The 17774-nt window shown below is 39.3% G+C and carries 15 protein-coding genes; 9 read left to right on the top strand and 6 right to left on the bottom strand.

Annotated features, from left to right (window positions below):
- Positions 1-76: 76 nt before the first annotated feature.
- Both IE199_RS07690 and IE199_RS07685 read left to right on the top strand, forming a co-directional pair.
- Positions 77-703 (top strand): peroxiredoxin-like family protein, encoded by a 627-nt coding sequence (locus tag IE199_RS07690; protein WP_189768874.1) that lies wholly within the window; start codon positions 77-79, stop codon positions 701-703.
- 358 nt (positions 704-1061) lie between these two features.
- On the top strand, positions 1062-1493 hold the full coding sequence (locus IE199_RS07685; RefSeq protein WP_189768872.1) for an META domain-containing protein: 432 nt from the start codon (positions 1062-1064) through the stop codon (positions 1491-1493).
- A 57-nt stretch (positions 1494-1550) separates the two neighbouring features.
- Here the strand turns inward: IE199_RS07685 and pyrE are convergent, their stop codons facing one another.
- Together pyrE and rph are read right to left on the bottom strand one after the other, a co-directional pair.
- Positions 1551-2192 (bottom strand): orotate phosphoribosyltransferase, encoded by a 642-nt coding sequence (gene pyrE, locus IE199_RS07680; protein WP_189768870.1) that lies wholly within the window; start codon positions 2190-2192, stop codon positions 1551-1553.
- 8 nt (positions 2193-2200) lie between these two features.
- Positions 2201-2914, bottom strand: a complete 714-nt coding sequence (gene rph, locus IE199_RS07675) for a ribonuclease PH (protein ID WP_189768868.1) — start codon at positions 2912-2914, stop codon at positions 2201-2203.
- Positions 2915-3119: 205 nt separating this feature from the next.
- Here rph and IE199_RS07670 point away from each other — a divergent pair, with 205 nt between their 5' ends.
- The 3 genes from IE199_RS07670 to IE199_RS07660 are packed head-to-tail and all read left to right on the top strand — an operon-like array spanning position 3120 to position 6027.
- Positions 3120-3641 (top strand): thioredoxin family protein, encoded by a 522-nt coding sequence (locus IE199_RS07670; protein ID WP_189768866.1) that lies wholly within the window; start codon positions 3120-3122, stop codon positions 3639-3641.
- 2 nt (positions 3642-3643) lie between these two features.
- On the top strand, positions 3644-4327 hold the full coding sequence (locus IE199_RS07665; RefSeq protein ID WP_189768864.1) for a gluconate 2-dehydrogenase subunit 3 family protein: 684 nt from the start codon (positions 3644-3646) through the stop codon (positions 4325-4327).
- Positions 4324-6027 (top strand): GMC family oxidoreductase, encoded by a 1704-nt coding sequence (locus tag IE199_RS07660; protein WP_189768862.1) that lies wholly within the window; start codon positions 4324-4326, stop codon positions 6025-6027. The genes IE199_RS07665 and IE199_RS07660 overlap by 4 nt, the downstream gene beginning before the upstream one ends.
- Positions 6028-6174: 147 nt before the next feature.
- Here the strand turns inward: IE199_RS07660 and IE199_RS07655 are convergent, their stop codons facing one another.
- Positions 6175-6951 carry a substrate-binding periplasmic protein gene (locus IE199_RS07655; protein WP_189768860.1) on the bottom strand — a complete coding sequence of 259 codons (777 nt, stop codon included), beginning with the start codon at positions 6949-6951 and terminating at the stop codon, positions 6175-6177.
- Between the two features lie 249 nt (positions 6952-7200).
- On the opposite strand from IE199_RS07655, the gene IE199_RS07650 reads away from it, so the two are divergent.
- From IE199_RS07650 to IE199_RS07640, 3 genes are all read left to right on the top strand, one after another.
- Complete coding sequence (locus IE199_RS07650) at positions 7201-7638, top strand: type 2 periplasmic-binding domain-containing protein (protein ID WP_229854596.1); 438 nt, start codon at positions 7201-7203, stop codon at positions 7636-7638.
- A 6-nt stretch (positions 7639-7644) separates the two neighbouring features.
- The gene (locus IE199_RS07645; protein WP_229854594.1) at positions 7645-8784 is read left to right on the top strand and encodes a putative porin; all 1140 of its coding nucleotides are present in this window, start codon (positions 7645-7647) and stop codon (positions 8782-8784) included.
- 338 nt (positions 8785-9122) lie between these two features.
- Positions 9123-11156 (top strand): TonB-dependent receptor plug domain-containing protein, encoded by a 2034-nt coding sequence (locus IE199_RS07640; RefSeq protein WP_189768859.1) that lies wholly within the window; start codon positions 9123-9125, stop codon positions 11154-11156.
- Positions 11157-11391: 235 nt separating this feature from the next.
- Here IE199_RS07640 and IE199_RS07635 read toward each other — a convergent pair whose 3' ends face one another.
- Positions 11392-11802 carry a type 2 periplasmic-binding domain-containing protein gene (locus IE199_RS07635; RefSeq protein WP_189768857.1) on the bottom strand — a complete coding sequence of 137 codons (411 nt, stop codon included), beginning with the start codon at positions 11800-11802 and terminating at the stop codon, positions 11392-11394.
- Between the two features lie 12 nt (positions 11803-11814).
- A complete protein-coding gene (locus IE199_RS07630; protein ID WP_189768855.1) occupies positions 11815-12891 on the bottom strand; it encodes a porin in 1077 nt (358 codons plus the stop codon).
- Positions 12892-13082: 191 nt separating this feature from the next.
- On the opposite strand from IE199_RS07630, the gene IE199_RS07625 reads away from it, so the two are divergent.
- Positions 13083-14708 (top strand): methyl-accepting chemotaxis protein, encoded by a 1626-nt coding sequence (locus IE199_RS07625; RefSeq protein ID WP_189768853.1) that lies wholly within the window; start codon positions 13083-13085, stop codon positions 14706-14708.
- Between the two features lie 66 nt (positions 14709-14774).
- Here the strand turns inward: IE199_RS07625 and IE199_RS07620 are convergent, their stop codons facing one another.
- A complete protein-coding gene (locus IE199_RS07620; protein ID WP_189768851.1) occupies positions 14775-17588 on the bottom strand; it encodes a TonB-dependent receptor plug domain-containing protein in 2814 nt (937 codons plus the stop codon).
- Between the last annotated feature and the right edge of the window lie 186 nt (positions 17589-17774).

Genomic DNA, 17774 nt, shown 5'->3' with positions numbered 1-17774 from the left:
ATCAAGCCGTTTAATGATGAAAGCTATTTTGCTTTGTCACGGTCTTTGTTGGCGAAGTTTAAATTAGGACCATAAAATGAAAAAAATTATTTCGCTAACTCTGCTAGTTTTGTCTTTTGTAACACAGGCTAAAGACATTGCTGAACATGCAGAAGCCGTTTCACCACTACTCAATGGTCAGATGGTTCCCGATACACTAATAACCACTAGCACAGGCCAACAAGGTAAGTTTTCGGAGCTGATCAAAGGTAAAAAATCGATTGTCTTTTTTTACCGAGGTGGTTGGTGCCCATTTTGTAATACCCAACTAGGCCAATTAAAGGAAATTGAACCTAAATTAGTCGCAATGGGATATCAACTTGTTGGTATTTCTACTGATTCAGTGGATATGTTAAAAGACAGTACCAAGTCAATGAAGTTGGATTATCAACTGTTTTCTGATTTTGACTCAAAACTTAGCCAGGCATTTGGTTTAGCATTTTTTACCTCAGCAAAAACAACTGAGCGTTATTTAGCTGGTATGAATTTACAAAATCCGCTGCAAAAAAATGCTGCCGGTGAAGAGCGTTTAGTATTGCCTGCGCCTGCGGTATATTTAGTGGATGAAACAGGACGTGTACAGTTTAACTATGTTAACCCAAACTTTCGTGTGCGTTTAAGTAGTGAACTTCTATTGGCCGCTGCAAAGGTCTATCAAGATTAGGGGCTATTGATCTTTCAAGTTTGTTTTTGCAGCTATTTGTTTGGTATTTATACAAGATAGCGCTTGCGCCTTGTGTTTACTCTACCCAAGTCAAGCGGTAACACAGTAGAAATGTCGACCAGATGCTGCCCAAAGGGTTCAACTAAACGCCTCCTGCTCTTTGTTACTTGAATTAACCATAGAATGACTATGCAAGAATCCAAGTGTCGCGATCAGAAGGCGTTTACCTTGAACAAAATTCAAACAGCAAAGATCAACAGCCCCTAAACTTTAGTCTAATTTTGACACTTTGTAACAGACATATTGGTTAAAAGCATTACAATATTGGTTTTGGAGGCATTTTTATTCAGGGTGATGTGTGTCTAAATATTTTTCTTTATTATTGTTATTGTTAATTAGTGCGTGCCAGCCTCAATCTTCGTCTAACACGCAATCATTAGATATAGATACGCTTAGTGCTTATCGCTGGCAGCTAATCGCTATTTCTTCAGCACAAGAAATTCCAGAAAAAGCGGAGTTAGTGCCTTATTTAGACTTTTTGCCAGAAAACAAGGTGTCAGGTTATTTAGGGTGCAATCGTTTTCAAAGTGCAATTTCTTTGCAGGCAGGCAGCGCAGTATTTGGCCCTGTGATGAGCTCTAAACGTTATTGCATGCAGAGTATGGCGCTGGAGATGGCATTTGCTGAGGCATTGAAACAAACGGCAGCCATGGAGGTAAACGGAAAAGTAATGACACTGAAAGATGCATCTGGCCAAGTGTTGTTGACCTTTCAAGGAAAAAGCCATTAAAAAAAGCAGTCAGAGAAACTGACTGCTTTTATATTTCAAATATTTAATGCTTAGCGATTAAATACCAAATTGCTCACGGTAAGCGCGAATGGCCTTTAAGCTTTCGCTGTCAGCGTCTTTTTCGGCTAAATAACTGATCAAGTCTGACAAAGTAACAATAGAAATGACTTGGGTGTTAAAGTCGCGTTCAACTTCTTGAATCGCTGACAACTCACCTTTACCTTTTTCTTGTCGATCTAGGGCGATTAATACACCTGTTAATTCTGCGCCGTTTGCTTGGATAATTTCCATCGACTCACGAATTGCTGTACCAGCAGTGATCACGTCGTCTACCAACATCACACGACCTTTAAGTTCAGAGCCAACTAAGTTACCACCTTCGCCATGCGTTTTAGCTTCTTTTCGGTTAAAACAATAAGGTACGTCTTGGTCGTGATGATCAGCTAGAGCCACCGCCGTTGTTGTTGCAATAGGAATGCCTTTGTAGGCTGGGCCAAACAGTAAATCAAATGCTAAACCTGCATCTGCCAGGGCTGCTGCGTAAAAGCGGCCCAAACGTGCTAAATCTTTACCGGTGTTAAATAACCCTGCATTAAAAAAGTAAGGACTTGTACGGCCTGACTTTAAGGTAAACTCACCAAAGCGTAATACTTGTTTTTCAAGAGCAAACTCAATAAATTCGCGTTGATAATCTTTCATGGTTACTCCTAGTTTAAAGCGGCTTTTTGCGCATCAAATAATTCATTAATAGCATGTTTTGCCATGGTCATCATTTGTTGCATTTCGTCAAAAGAAAACGGCTCTTCTTCAGCAGTACCTTGTACTTCAATCAGCTTGCCAGTATCTGTCATTACAACGTTCATGTCGGTTTCTGCGGCTGAATCTTCTGGGTAATCCAAATCAGCAACCGGTTCACCTTTGTAGATACCAACAGAAATAGCAGCAATCATGTGCTTAAGTGGATTTGTTTGAATAATGTCTTTTGCGCGCATGTAATTAAGAGCGTCAACTAACGCAACACAAGCACCCGTAATTGACGCTGTACGTGTACCACCGTCGGCTTGAATAACATCACAATCAATGGTGATAGTGTTTTCACCTAGGGCTTTTAAGTCAACTGCCGCGCGAAGTGCACGAGCAATTAAACGAGAAATTTCTTGTGTACGACCGCTTTGTTTACCAGCACTTGCTTCGCGGCGCATACGTGTATGAGTTGAACGTGGCAGCATGCCATACTCTGCGGTAATCCAACCTTTGCCTTCACCTTTTAAAAAGCGAGGTACACCTTCTTCAACTGACGCTGTACAAATAACTTTTGTTTCGCCAAACTCAATTAAAACAGACCCTTCAGCATGGGCTGTAAATTGACGAGTAATGGTGACCGGGCGAATCTGGCCAGTGGTTCTTCCGCTAGGACGCATGGTGTTTTTCCTTTGTGTTCGATAGACGCGGCAATTATAAGCGCTTGTGATAAATTTTGACACCGCTTAATGGCTTTTGACAACAATTTTACTGAGTGGGTATAAACCTTGTATTGTAGGTTATTGAACATGAAAGAAAGTTAGGTGTATAAAGGTCTTGTTTTAACAAATAGGCTCTTTATTACAACAACAGGGTAGCTTTAAAATGAAAAAATCCTACATACTCACACTTGCTTTAGTTTTTACTTCTTTGCTGGCGATGAGTAGTAAGGCTGAGACGTTAACTTTGCCTTTGTATAGCAAAATATACGATGAAGCTCGCGACCCTTTTGTTGATGCACGTGATGCGATAAAGCTAGCGTCGAGTACCAATCGCAATATTTTGATTGAAATTGGCGGAAATTGGTGTGTTTGGTGTCAAAAAATGGATGTGTTTTTAGAAAAGAATCCAGATGTTTATCACGCGTTACACAGTAAATACGTGTTATTAAAAATTAATGTTAGCGATACCAATGACAACGCCGATTTTATGAAATCTTTACCTCCGGTACTGGGCTATCCTCATATGTATGTATCAACCGGCAAGGGCAAGATGCTGCTGTCAAAAGATACTGGGGAATTTTTAGATAAAGATGGTGAACACTCAAGAAAAGCTTGGTTAAGCTTTTTGGATAAATGGCAGGTTAGCAACAATACAGCCAATATCAAACAAGTTTCGGCGGAATAATCATGGATTTTGAACAAAAGTACCAACAAACCCCAGCTTGGTTAAAAAATAAATTAACGAGGCGTCATGTACTCAAAGCGGCTGCGGGCGCTACTGTTGTTGCGGCTACCCCTACTTTCGCTCAAGTGACACCTAACGTTGTTAGTCAATTTCAACAAGCCTTAACACAAGACAAATGGCAAACATTAGATGCGGTTTTAAATCATTTGTTACCTAGTTCTCCTTCTGGGCCTGGCGCCAAAGAAATACAAGCGACGTTTTATTTGTATCAGCTAGTTCACATTCAACCTAGCGCACAACAAGAAATTGATTTTATCTATCAAGGTGTCACTTGGTTAGAGGGCTTTACTCAAAAGCGTTTTAATAAAGCCTTTTATCAATTAGCCAATGAAGATAAAGAGCAAGTACTTGTCGGTATTAGCCGTTCGCAGGCAGGTACTAACTGGTTAAATATGTTGATTGTTAATATGTACGAAGCCATGCTGGCACCTCCGTCTTATGGAGGCAATCCTGACGGTATAGGCTGGCAATGGCTTCAACATCCAATGGGTTTTCCACTACCTCCCGAAGGTAAGCGCTATTTCGAATTACCCGCTCGTAGCAATTCAACTGCGCCAAAAACACAAACAATCGCTATTAAACAAGTAGCACCATTAGAACAAAGTAAAAGGTTTCAAAAAGCATGACATATGATATTTGTGTTGTTGGTAGCGGTGCTGGCGCATCGCCTATTGCTTATATTCTTGCAAAAGCTGGCGCCAAAGTTGTTGTACTTGAAAAGGGCCCTTGGCTGACTGAGGATGATTTTTACAAAGACGAACTTGCAGCAAATATTCGTGATAGCTACAACCCAAAACTCTCTGATGAACAACATGTGATTGAAGAAGGGCATGTTGAAGACGATGGGCAAACACATTGGCATAAAGAAGCGACCAGTGAGTCAGACTGGAGTTTTTGGAATGGCAATGTTGTGGGTGGCTCTTCTAATTTTATGAGCGGCTACTTTCACCGGTTAAAACCCGTCGACTTTAAACTTAAATCTACCTTTGGTGACATTGAAGGGGCTAACATTGTTGATTGGCCGATTAGCTATGACGAGTTAGAGCCATTTTATGCTCAAGTTGATAAACAAGTGGGGGTGTCAGGTAAAGTAGTTGAACACCCATATCAAGAGCCTAGATCGGCCGACTTCCCTTATCCGCCATTGATTGATCACCCTGTTGCACAGTGGATTGATACCGCCGCAGAAAAGCTCGGCTTTCACTCAATTCCAGTACCCAGAGCTATTTTGTCACGCCCCGATATGGGACGACAAAGCTGCGAATATTCAGGTTATTGCAGTCGTTATGGGTGTTCCTCTGGCGCAAAAGGTAGTGGCAGAGCTGCGCTATTAAATCATGCGGTGGCAACAGGTAACTTAACCATTATCCCCAATGCCAAAGTGTTTCATTTAGCCAGTGATGATTCAGGTGCTGTAACTGCGGCGCATTATTATGACCAAGCGGGTCGAAAGCAGTTGGTAAATGCCCGTACTTTTGTTGTTGCTTGTCAGGCAGTGGAAACCAGCCGTTTATTATTGCAGTCAAAAAGTAAGTTTTTTCCAAACGGTTTAGCCAACAACAATGGCCAAGTAGGCAAAAATCTGGTGTTTAGTGGTGGTGGTACTGGCCGTGGGGACTTTATCTTTTCCGATTTAACACCAGAGCAACAGCAAGCACTAAAATCGGATGGGCCGTTTCTTAATAGAGCACTGCAAGATTGGTATCAAATTGACGATAAAACATTTAACGGTGCCAATAAAGCAGGTAAAGCGAAAGGCGGCACTATCGATTTTTTATTTTTCCGAAACCCAATTTCACGAGCATCTGGCAGCCAATATGATGAAGACGGCGCATTAGTTTGGGGCGAAGCGCTCAAGAAAAATCTGTTTGAAGAATTTACTTCTTATAAAACACTTAGATTTGAAGTGTTTAACGATTGGCTACCTACTGACGATTGTTTTGTTGAACTTGACGATGAAGTAACAGACAAATGGGGTGATCCAGTTGCTAAAATTCGAATTGGCGCACATGAGCAAGACGTATTGGTTGGTGAATACCTCGCTGAAAAAGGCGCACAGTTACTCGAAAAAATGGGCGCAAAAAATATTTCCACGTCCGTTAGTCAGTACCCGCCAACTAATTTAATGGCGGGCGGTTGCCGATTTGGCAACGATCCTAAAACCTCTGTGTTGAATAAATATTGTCGAGCTCATGAGTCTAACAACTTATATGTCACTGACGGCTCTTTTATGCCAACAGGTGGTAGTGTTCCCCATACCTATACGATTTATGCCAATGCGTTTCGGGTCGCTGAACATATTAAACAAAAATGGCAAGGCGATTAACATGTTTAAGTATTCGTCTTGGATAGGTTGAGTCTTTGATTACGGGCTTAAGCTAAGTTCAGGCTACTATATTAAGAGTATTAAAATAGTCACAAGCGCAAACCATTAGTCATTTAGCCATGTAAGCGCCTATTTAAATACAGCTTGTCAAAACTTGCATTGATTACTTATCAATTTAAGCCAGTTATTTGTTATTTTATCGAGCGTGCCATTGTCTTTAATTTCTCTAAATGCCAAGCGATATTTTGATACTAATTCTTTATTGCTTTGTGCATTGAATGCAAAAGACAGAGGTGCGGACTTTCTGACGTTTAGAGGTGTAAATTTGAAAGCAGCTAGTTTTTTATTAAGTTTGTTTAATTGAAAGCACATCGATATTTTTCCTGCTGCTATATAATCTATTCGCCTGTGCAAAAGCATTTCTATTGCTTGTTCAAATTGGTTTACATATATAAGCTGTTTACCTTCTTCGATGCCTATTTCTCTCAATAAAGCAATATTGGAATCGTATCTTGGTATGGCCGTTGTTAAATTACTGAGATCCATACTACTTATATTGGAGCTTAAATGTAAATCGGCTACTGTCCAAATACCTAGTTGATCTTCAAAAGGTAAATCGCCAATCCATTTAAATAAAGGTTGTCTACTTTTTGTTCTTGCAATAGTAAAAATTAGTGTGTTTGGGGTAGTTATGGCTTTCTCGTAGGCCCTAGCCCATGGAAATAAATTTATCTCGTACGTGTCGCCATTCAGTTTGTTTAATGCAAAAAATATATCGACGGCCATTCCTTCAATTCTATCAACTGCGTTTATTTGATAAGGAGGGAAATGCTCGGTAACAACGCTGATTTGATTTTGTTGTTTTGCATGAGATGAAATAGAAAAAAACAGCAAACAAAAAACGAGTTTCAATGTGTAGGACATGCAACTAACCACAATAATTTCAATGCTATAAAAGTAGTCTATGAAGATGAATAGACTATTAATTCTGTACCAAAAGTTTATAGGAAAATGAGGTTAACAACTCACAAACCTTTTTAAAGTTTAGTTGTAAAAAGTTTATTTACTTAATTTTTTCATTAAAAAGACTACCATACAAAGTTTGCACAAAACAGAATCGTTACTAGTATTAATTTGAAACTAACCTCAATATTGATAACAACAGGGTTTTATATGAAAAGATTTAAGCAAAGCTTACAGAAAGTTATGCCTTTATTTATTTCACTGAGTTTGTTGTATACGGGAAATGTCTCGGCAGATGTTGCAGTAGTCGTTCATCCATCTAATAACTCTGAATTTGATGAAACAATAATTAAGAAGACTTTTTTAGGAAAATCTAAGAGCTTTTCAAATGGCAAGTCTACCATATTAATTGGCCTTAGCAGTACTGATGATATTACCCAAGAGTTTAACCGCAAGGTTATTGGCAAATCGAGCAGCCAAGTAAAAGCTTATTGGTCAAAGATTCTCTTTACTGGCAAGGGAACCCCTCCTCAAGAGTTAGATTCTAGTGCTCTGGTACTGCAAGCGGTCGCGTCAAATCAAGACGCTATAGGTTACCTAGATCCAAGTGTTGTAGATGATAGTGTTAAAGTTGTTGCGACTTTCTAGGAGAACATGATGAATAAGATCTTATTTGCAATTTCAATTTGTATGTATTTTGTATCGCTGGGTGCTAATGCTGCTCTTCAGATAAGTGGCTATGGTTCTTTAATTGCTGGTAAAACATTTGGCACTGTTAATGATCCGTTAAGTCCTGGTCAAAAAAGAGATGAGATTCTCACGGCAGATTTTTATGATGTTGGTCAATATGATAATGATATAACCATCAAGGCCGAGTCAATATTGGCCTTGCAGGGCACGTATAAGTTTAATGAGAAATTTTCATTTACCGCACAATTGGTAGCAAAAGGGGTAGATGATTTTGAACCAGAGTTTGATTGGTACTATTTAACTTATAAAGCGAAAGACGATCTGACTTTTATGTTCGGTCGCCGAAACATTCCTATGTATTACTTTTCAGAGTATTCAGAGGTCGGCTACGCCTATCCTTGGATGCGGCCACCATCAAATCTATATTGGTGGCAAGTGACTCAGTTTGATGGCATAAATGCAATGTATAACTTTGATATAGGAGAGCTATCCAGTACCATCACCGCTTTTTATGGTAACGAATACTCAAACGACAACGTAGAAATGTTGTATTACGACAGGTTGTACGGCGGAAGTGCTCAAACCGTTAATGAGTTTTGGACAGATATTTTGGGCATGAACTGGAATATCTCAGGTGATAACTTCGACTTACGCTTTGTTTATTTTCAAAATGATAGGGACAGAGAAACTATTCAGCAAGACGGCAGTATTGATCCATACACCCCATTCTCACAGTCGTTTGTTGGTTTTGGTGGCACAATTTGGCTAGAAAACTTTACGTTTTTATTTGATATGAACTATGTCGAGTATGATGATGATTTAGGGACTGAATTCCCGACATACCTTGCTTCTGTTGTGTATAATTGGGGTGATGTAAAGCCTTATATTGTTTATTCCAAGGCAGATCATGAACGTAGCAAAGTGCCCACAGAAGCTCTCGAAGAACACTATGTGTTAAGCGTGGGGGTTCGTTATGACATTATGTCAAATATCGCTCTGAAGCTGCAGTATGACAACTTTGTCGACCAAGGAGACGAGCCAACAGGTTGGGCATATCATGGTGATGCAAAAGCGATAAGTTTTGGTATTGATTTTGTTTTTTAATACCTGAACACGTTTAATAATTTAATATTGAAGCCTATTTATAAACATAAATAGGTTTCAAAACCTTTCTGATACATACTTGACTGTAAATAAACGATAATAAACACAAAATGTCGACTTGCTATTGCGGTGAACTAATATCTTATAAATAAGAAATACGAATTCTGGTGCTGTCGAGATTCCTATATTATACGCATGTATTTTTTAAGCTGTTTGATTTTGTTATTTATGATGCACATAAAGACAAAATTCTGATAGTGAATTCATAGTGCCAAGGGATTATAAACGCCTAAATTGGCTTGAAATTACAGTAATAGTAGGATGGGGTTAACAATTTGATGTGGTATTGGAGATCTTCAGTTCAATTACATAAAGCCATGAATGTGGCGGCATTTGCTTTAATGATGGGATCGCTTCCATGTAATGCTTTTAGCAGTAAAACGAATAACGATGGCTTATTAGAACTGTCTTTAAGAGAATTATCTCAGTTACAAATTGAGAGCTCATCTCTTTCAAACAAATCATTGGCTAGGGCACCAAATGTTGTCAGTGTAATTGATCGAAACCGTATAGAGCTCTCAGGCGCAAGTACATTATCTGAGTTACTCAGATTATTTCCGGGCATTCAAATTAACCACAGAAGAAATGGCAGAGATATGGTCTGGATCCGTGGGGTGACTAGTGGCAGAAATACCAAAGTATTGTTGATTATTGATGGTGTGCCGCAAAATGATGCCGTATTCGGGGGCTGGTCTCCTGATGAACAGTTTAATGCTCAAAATATTGAAAAAATTGAATTGATAAGAGGGCCAGGGTCAGCGCTTTATGGCGGCAGTGCCTATTCCGGTATTGTGTCAATCACAACCAAGCAGTTTTCTTCTCCGCAATTGTTTGAAGGTAAGATTGGAAGTTTTGCTAGCAAGGAAGTGAGTGTAAAGAAAAATTTAGCGTTAAGTTCGGCGAATGTATTTTTCAACGCTCGAGTTTATCAAACTGATGGTTTTGAGCAGCAGTATGATAGAAGTGGCCAACCTTCAACACATTTAAATAATGTAGAAAGTAAATATGGCCAATTAAAGATCGAATTAAATGACTGGCAGTTTAATTTTAATCATACTAACTATATGACAGAGTATCCTTTGTATCGCAGCAATGAGCACAAGGAACAAAGATATAAGTCAAACAACTTTTCATTAAAACATGATAAAGAAACACAGTCGTATTCTGTAAAAACGGTTGCCTACTACAATAAGTTGTCTCGAATATTTGATCATCGAGTGATTGACCCTTTAACAAATGAGTTGGAGTTTTTTTCAACATCGGATCTAGACTCCTCAGTCCTAGGGATCAATAGCAAGCTATCTTATGAACATTCAAATGAGTTAAAGACAAATTTTGGTTTGTTCTATGATAAATGGTCTGTAGCTAACTATCATGAAACTATTCATAAAAAAGATAATGTCACTCAGCAAATAATTCTCTCCAAACTCGATCAAAAAGGGAATGATAAGCCAAGCCGAGAGAATTATGCCGCATTTTGGCAGCAAGATATTTCGTTTTTGGACAATATGCTCGAATTGATTGTAGGTGCAAGATACGATTATCACTCTACTTTCGGCTCTCAAATATCTTCTCGCATAGGGTTAACATGGCAGTCTAATGATTATTGGTCTACAAAAATTTTGTGGGGTTCTGCTTTTCGGCCACCTACCTTTATTCAACAATATGAAATTAGAGCAGACAATAATGTTCCAGGAAACCCTGCTGTTAAACCTGAGAGTATATCGACAACAGAGTGGGAGTTGAGTTATTTCATCGATGAAAATCAAAAACTCACCTCAAGAGCTTTTAAAAGTGAGTTAAAGGACTTTATTCGTTCATTTGATGGCGGACCTTATCAAAATTCGGATGATAAGACCACGATATATGGTGCTGAACTTGAGTGGGAAAAAGCAGTGATTTTTCAGTCATGTTGTTTGAACAGTTTGGCAATGAACGTTAATTTGACTCATTTGAACTCCGACCAGCCTAACGTGGCAAGAGACACGGTTAATGTGTCACTTAATTTTGAAAAAAGAGATGTTAACCTGTTTCTTAGCCTAAACTGGAGTGGAAGCAGAAATCCTAGCGACACGTACCATAATCGAGTGACCAATGTCGTCAAAAGAGTGCAGGACAATAAAGGCAGCTATTTAATTGCCGATGCAAATTTGACCGTAAAAAATGTGTTTCAACCTAATTTGTTTTTCATATTAAAAATATCAAATTTAGGCAATAAAAATCACTATAATCCAACATATGCGCCGGACGGCTATTTTGACGTTAGACGATTGCCACGATATTTCCAATTTGGATTAAGATATGAGTTTTAAAAAGTGAACTTATATTAGTTTTGATGACATTCATAGTTTTATCGATACTTTAGATAAGTTTTGTATGTTCACTTCTGAGATATTCATTAATCAGTTAACTTTAAATGAGAAATGGACATAAAGGCTCTAGAAACACAATGCAATGTTATTGCGATAACTAAACAGATATCAGGAGTCTGCATAAAAGAAAAAACCTGCTTTATTAAGGCAGGTTTTATTAAATGTTATTTAAGCGTTAAAATGACTTGATGACTTTAACATCCCCCGACGCTTTGCCTGTCTCAACAAAGCCAATTAAATTAGGGTTGTTAGCAACCAGTTTAAGCATTTCTGCATCACTTGCTGCTTCTTCTGGTGGCGTACCTTTTCCAGTAAAAACTAGTTTTGACCAATATGCTTTTAACTGACTAGACGATTTTTTCACGACTTTACTATTAAATTCATCGGTTACCGCACTGCCATCTTGCTGCGTTACCGGAATTGCTTTACTGCCATCTGCAAATGATTTTGCCTTACCGGTAAAGATTTTTTTGATAGTACCTTCGTCAATTTCGTTATTATTTGATGGGTGCACGATCACATCAACACCAGCGATTGCTGAGGTTGCCATGGCAAAAATTGCTACACCTAAAATGAAATGTTTCATAATGGCCTCCTGCTAAAATACTATGTCGACGCCGACAGTAAGTGATTTACTATCCCCTGCGACGGCTAAATCGAAAGACTTATCTTGAACGTCGTCGTATTGGATTTTAAATGCAGCTGACGGGTGAAAGTCCCAACGAATACCTAAAGAGGTGGTATTGTGTTCTTCACCTCCTACGGAGTCCTCTTCAAAGGCGGCGTAAGAAATGTAGGGAGTGACATCGTTAAATCGATAGCCAAGGGTGATCATTTGTGTATCTAAGTTACCACCTAAATCAAGCCGATTTAACTCGGTTAATACAAAAATATTCCCCCAATCCGCATTCATGGCAATGCCATAAAATTTGCCATCTCGTTCGTCTTTACCATCCCATAATACAGGTTCGCCCGACTGGTAGCGTTGGTTAGTGTATTGCATGTGCGTTAAGCGAATTTCAAACCAATCATAACTGGCTTGAAATACACCACCAACAATATCTTTCCATATTTCTCGAGTAGGTTCACTAAAGAAAAACTCAGATAACAATTTATTTTCTTTGTCATCTTCTCGACCAGCATAAATATTGGTAGAAATAGACCAATCGCCCCATTCGCCTGTGTATAAAACATTGGCACCACTGTAATTGAATATTTGCCATGTATAGTTGTCTGCCGGTGCTCTCATCCAAACATAGGCGTACCCTACATCGTAGAAATCCGAATAATAAAACAGTGGCAAACGTTTTTTACCTGCTTGCACTGTCCAATTTTCGTTGATCTCGTAAGACAAGTAGGCCCACTCAAACGTTGGATCAAAGTCATCAGCACCACGTGCAACAACTTGTCCAATAATGCTTAAACCTTGACCAACATTGGCTGAGATTTGAAGGCCAAATAAGGTTTCAGGCTCAAAGGTGATTTCATCATTATAGGTACTTACTATTGGGTAATCGGCTAAGAAGGTCGGTTCGTCAATGCCAAATTGCGGCACTCCTGTTCCACTTAGTACTTTACCCGCGTTTATGCTGGCAAATCCAGATAGATTTATTTCGGCTGAACAAGGACTACTTAACATCGTCGCAACCGCTATCAAACTTAGTGTTTTTTTCATATCACAGTTTCCTAGTTTGGTGCAATTTCAATTGGGAGTGGCCGTAGCTTATTCTTATTGTTTCCCACACCAAGTATAGACAAAATGTAAATATGTCCAAAAAACTAGCAATTTTTTTATTTTAGATAACACTTTAGATGAAAAGTAATGAATAAAAACTAAACCGTTTACCTAAGTGAAGGTGGGGAAATATGCTCTCTTTTGCAGACTTAAGCATTAATAAAAAAATTCACATTATAACCAGTATCACCGCGCTTATATTGGTGGTCATGTTATTAGAAAACTATACAACGCTAGTGGAAAATGAAGCTTCGCTGGAAGAAGTTTCTGAAGTGAGTTATCAAGTTGTCCAGTTAGCTACCGCGAATAAGTACCTGATTGAAAAGCTAGACGAACAATTTACGCAGGCGGTGACATTTGGAGACGAGGAGCTGATCAGCAAAGCAGAAGAAACTGCTAAACAAATTGAAGAGAATTTAAATCGATTAAATAGCTTAGATAGCGCCTATAATACGCAAAAATATCTTAGCTTGTTATCAGATTACCGCACCATAGCTTCAAACATAGCTAACGGTATGATCAATGAAACAATAGACTTTAGTACTATTCAGCAAGTAGCAAAAGACAAAACGGAAAAGTTTCAAACCTTAACGGAATCATTGGGAAGCATTCAACAACAAGCAGATAAACGCTTTGTTCAGCTGATAGAGACAACTAAAGATAGATCAAACTCAGCGTTAACTTTGGGTATGTCGATAACCGTTGTTTCGTTAATTATTATTATTGGATTGGCTATTTATATTGCAAAAACAATTAGCGAGTCTGCAAAAGATGTAGCCAATTCACTTGACCAACTTGCAAAAGGGGGCGGAAGTCTTAACACCCGACTCACGGTCAGAGGGCAAGATGAAATCGGTTTAGTGTCGAAAAACTTTAATGATTTTATTGCTTTATTAAAAGGCACTGTCGAAAACGTTATCGCTGTTGTCGATCCTCTAACTCTTTCATCCACTCAATTGCTACAAGGTATGGAATCTGCAGAAAGAGCGACAAATCAACAGTCGCAAGATGCTGAAGTAGTAAAACAATCAATGGAAGAAATGAAACTAAGTGTTGGAGATATATCAAACAGCGCAGCATCAGCGGCAGAAGCCGCGCAAGAAGCTGAAAAAGAAGTAGATGTTAGTCAAACTCAAATTCGTTCATCCGTGAGAGAGTCTAGCCTGTTAAGTGAAGAAATAGACGCAGCAGCCGTTACCATAGACAAACTTGCCAGTGATACACAAAATGTTGGTCAAATTCTAAATGTTATTACCTCCATTGCAGAGCAAACTAATTTGTTGGCACTAAACGCTGCGATTGAAGCCGCTAGGGCAGGCGAGCAAGGCAGAGGCTTTGCGGTAGTGGCAGACGAAGTTCGAGAATTAGCATCAAGAACGGCAAAATCTACTAACGAAATCAGAGAATTACTTAATGCACTAACAGTTGCTGCTGACGACTCAGTGCAAGCCATGAAAAAAGCGATGGAAATGGCAAGGAACAACGCGGATACCGCTAAGAAAACGGGTACCTCCATTGAAAAAATTGCCGAACAAATACTGTCAATCAACACAATGAACGCGCAAATTGCGACTGCAACAGAGGAACAAACTTCAGTAGCCATTGTGGTTGTCGACAATGTATCAAACATGCACGAATCTTTCCGTTCAACATTAGACTCATTAAATGAAGTGAAAAGTGTTGGCACAACTTTGCATGCGTTATCAGAGCAACTTCTAGATGCCACCGATAAATTTAATGTTGGAGAAATTAAATAATCTAATTATCGACGTTATAAAAAAAGCCATCAATCGATGGCTTTTTTAGTCAAAAAATTCAAATGATTAGAATGAATATTTTGTTCTTAAAAAGAAGGTTGAGCCTAAGAACGCAGGGCTATAAGCACCCGCTGAGTTAGTATTACCGTTAGTTAACATGGTTCTTCTTGGATCTTCGTCAAATAGGTTAGTAATACCAAATGAATAACTTAGATTGTTCGATTGGTAGTAATTAACGTTAATGTTTGAATAGGTCCAAGCGTCAAGGGTGTAGTCAGGCGTTACTCCATCAACTGCACGGCCATCGGTGGTTAACTCACCAATCACATAAGTCGCCCAATTGACTGACCAATCGTCTAATATCCAATTAACTGTTAGGTTAAACTTGTTTTCTGGTTGGAAGCCACCGTTTGCCGTATGTGTGCCGGCATAATCAGTCACACCACCGTCAAAAATACTGATTTCATGTTTAATGGTATGGTGCCAAGTTAAACCAAAGGTAAAGTCACCGTATTCTTGGGTATTTAATTGATAATGAACTTCAGAATCTACACCACGATAGTGTGAAGCATTTAAGTTTTCATTGTAGGTATCAACACCTAATAATACGCCTTGTAGTGGGCCACTTTGGTAACGGTGAATGTCGTCACAGAAATCACCTGTTTCATTACATAACTCAATTTTACGAACGGCGTTAAAGGTCGAAATGGTATCTTCAAGCTTGATGTCGTAAAAATCTGCACTAACGGAAAAACCTTCTAACCATGTTGGTGTATAAACCACACCAAAGGTCTTGATTTTTGCGGTTTCAGGCTCTAGATCTGGATTACCACCGGTATTGGTTCTGATCTGTTGAAGGCCATCTCTAAAACCCGATGCAGGTGCACCTGTTTTTAAACAACCAGCGTCATTTTCCTGTGTTAGTGGGCGCAGTGGACCATCATCATCCAGTGTTTTACATGGATCGATACCATCGGCAAAAGACGGTAATTGACCAGCAAACAATTCACGAATATTTGCCGCTCTAAAAGCTTGAGAAAATGTTGTTCTCACACTTACATCATCATTAATCGCCCAGAAAATTGACGCTTTTGAATTCGTTGTTGCGCCAGCGCCAGTGCTGTAGTTTGAATAACGGCTAGCTAAGTTAACTTCTAATGATTTAGCGAAACTAGCGTCAGTAAATACTGGAATATTCACTTCAACATAGGCTTCTGATACGTGATAACCACCACCTGTTGGGCGACCATTACCGTCAGTTGTTGTTGCGTGTACCGCGTTGCTGTCAGTTTGAATACGGCCATCAAGTTCCATATATGATGCACCAGCGGCAATGCCAATTGGGCCAGCATCAAGTTCTAGTAGCGAACCAGTAACATCAAACGTTGCTGTTTTAATTGAAGAGTGACCATAACTTACGTTTGACCAATCGCCAGAAACATAAGCCATAGCGCGAGGATCTTGAGCTTCCCCTGGCTTTAAAAATACATTAAGTGGAACACAGGTTGATTGTTTAAATTGAATCGCTTCAGGACCAACACCACAACGTAGCTCACCTTCGGCGTTAAAGTGTGTTGGGCCCACAGCGTCACGCACTCTATCCCAGTTAAATACACCTTCGCGAGTTTCTTGGCTTTCATATCGGCCGAAAGTATAACCTGCACGCCATGACCAATCGTCATTAAAGTCACCACTTAAACCAAGCGCAATGTGATATTGATTTGAAGAAAAGCGGCTTTGTCTTGGACCAAATTCGTTCATGCGCTTTGACCATTTAAAGATGTCATAGGCATTGCCATTGGCGTCTTTTGGACCAAACTGTTGATTGTAATAGTTGTCTTTAGAAATTGGGATGTCGTCGTAACCACCAATCCATGGAATAAGAGGCTGCGCAGCTGAGTTTGAGTCGTTGTTACGATGTGAATACAAAACTTCAAAATCTAAAAATACATCACGCGAAGCCATGATATTGCCAAACTCGTAATTACCTAGAGCCGACATAGTGTATTTTTCTGTCGGTTGTTGTAAGAACGATTGCTCGTGATGATTATAGCGATCGGCATCAGTAAATTTTCTAAATGGACCGTAATCCGCGCCTTGAGTTAATCGATTACCATCAGCGTCGGTGACCGCTGTCCATGGAACCCAAAAACTACCCCATGGGCTTACTGAACCATCGTTTTGTAGTTGCACTACATTTTTTGAAAACGGTATTTGACTAGAGTAAATAGCGTCATCTTCAGAATAACTCGCTGAGAAGGTAACATTGCCCTTGTCACCTGATACGCCACCAATAAACTCAACCGTCGTTTTAGCGCCGTCACCATCTAAAGTGTCGCCATAGCTTGCGCTAATTTCAAAGCCTTCAAAATCTTTACGTGTGATAATGTTCACCACACCGCCGATCGCGTCAGAGCCATAAATTGCTGAAGCGCCATCCATTAAAATTTCAACACGCTCAATAATTGAAGTAGGAATTGCGCCTAAATCTGCTGATGAGTCAGCGCCCTTACCACCTGCTGGTAAACGTTTGCCATTGAGTAGAATAAGGGTGCGTCGAGCACCGATACCACGAAGGTCAAAACGAACCGCACCACTACCATTGGCAGAAAGTGAGTTTTCTGCTGGTTGTGACACTGTCATGGTTTGTAAAATATCACCAATGTTTTTATATGGGCTAGCTTCGATAGCTGATTTATCAATAACTGTTACCGCGCCAGCAGAAACCAAATTGGTTCGTGCGATACGTGAGCCAGTTACAACAATTTTTTCGGTTTTTTTAACTGATTCTGCTTCATCAAAGGCAGATGCATAAGTTGTGGTGCAAGCACTTGCTATGGCAAGCGCTAAGGTACATTTGACCAATGGCATGTTTTTCATCTTGATATCCCTTATTGCCGTTATATTTATTATAAAATTGGATCGTTCCATTTTTGGTTTGAAGTAAATACTTTTAAAAAAAGTAAAGTAATGGCTAACACCCATTAAACCATTACTTTACAAACGCTACGGGAACGAAAATCACAAAATAAACCATTAATACTTAGCAATGTGTTAATGGTTTTT

This window comes from Thalassotalea marina (assembly GCF_014656435.1).
GTDB classification, from domain to species: Bacteria; Pseudomonadota; Gammaproteobacteria; order Enterobacterales; family Alteromonadaceae; genus Thalassotalea_C; species Thalassotalea_C marina.
Note: the sequence above shows the minus strand (reverse complement) of the source record. Positions and strands in the feature narration are given on the sequence as shown.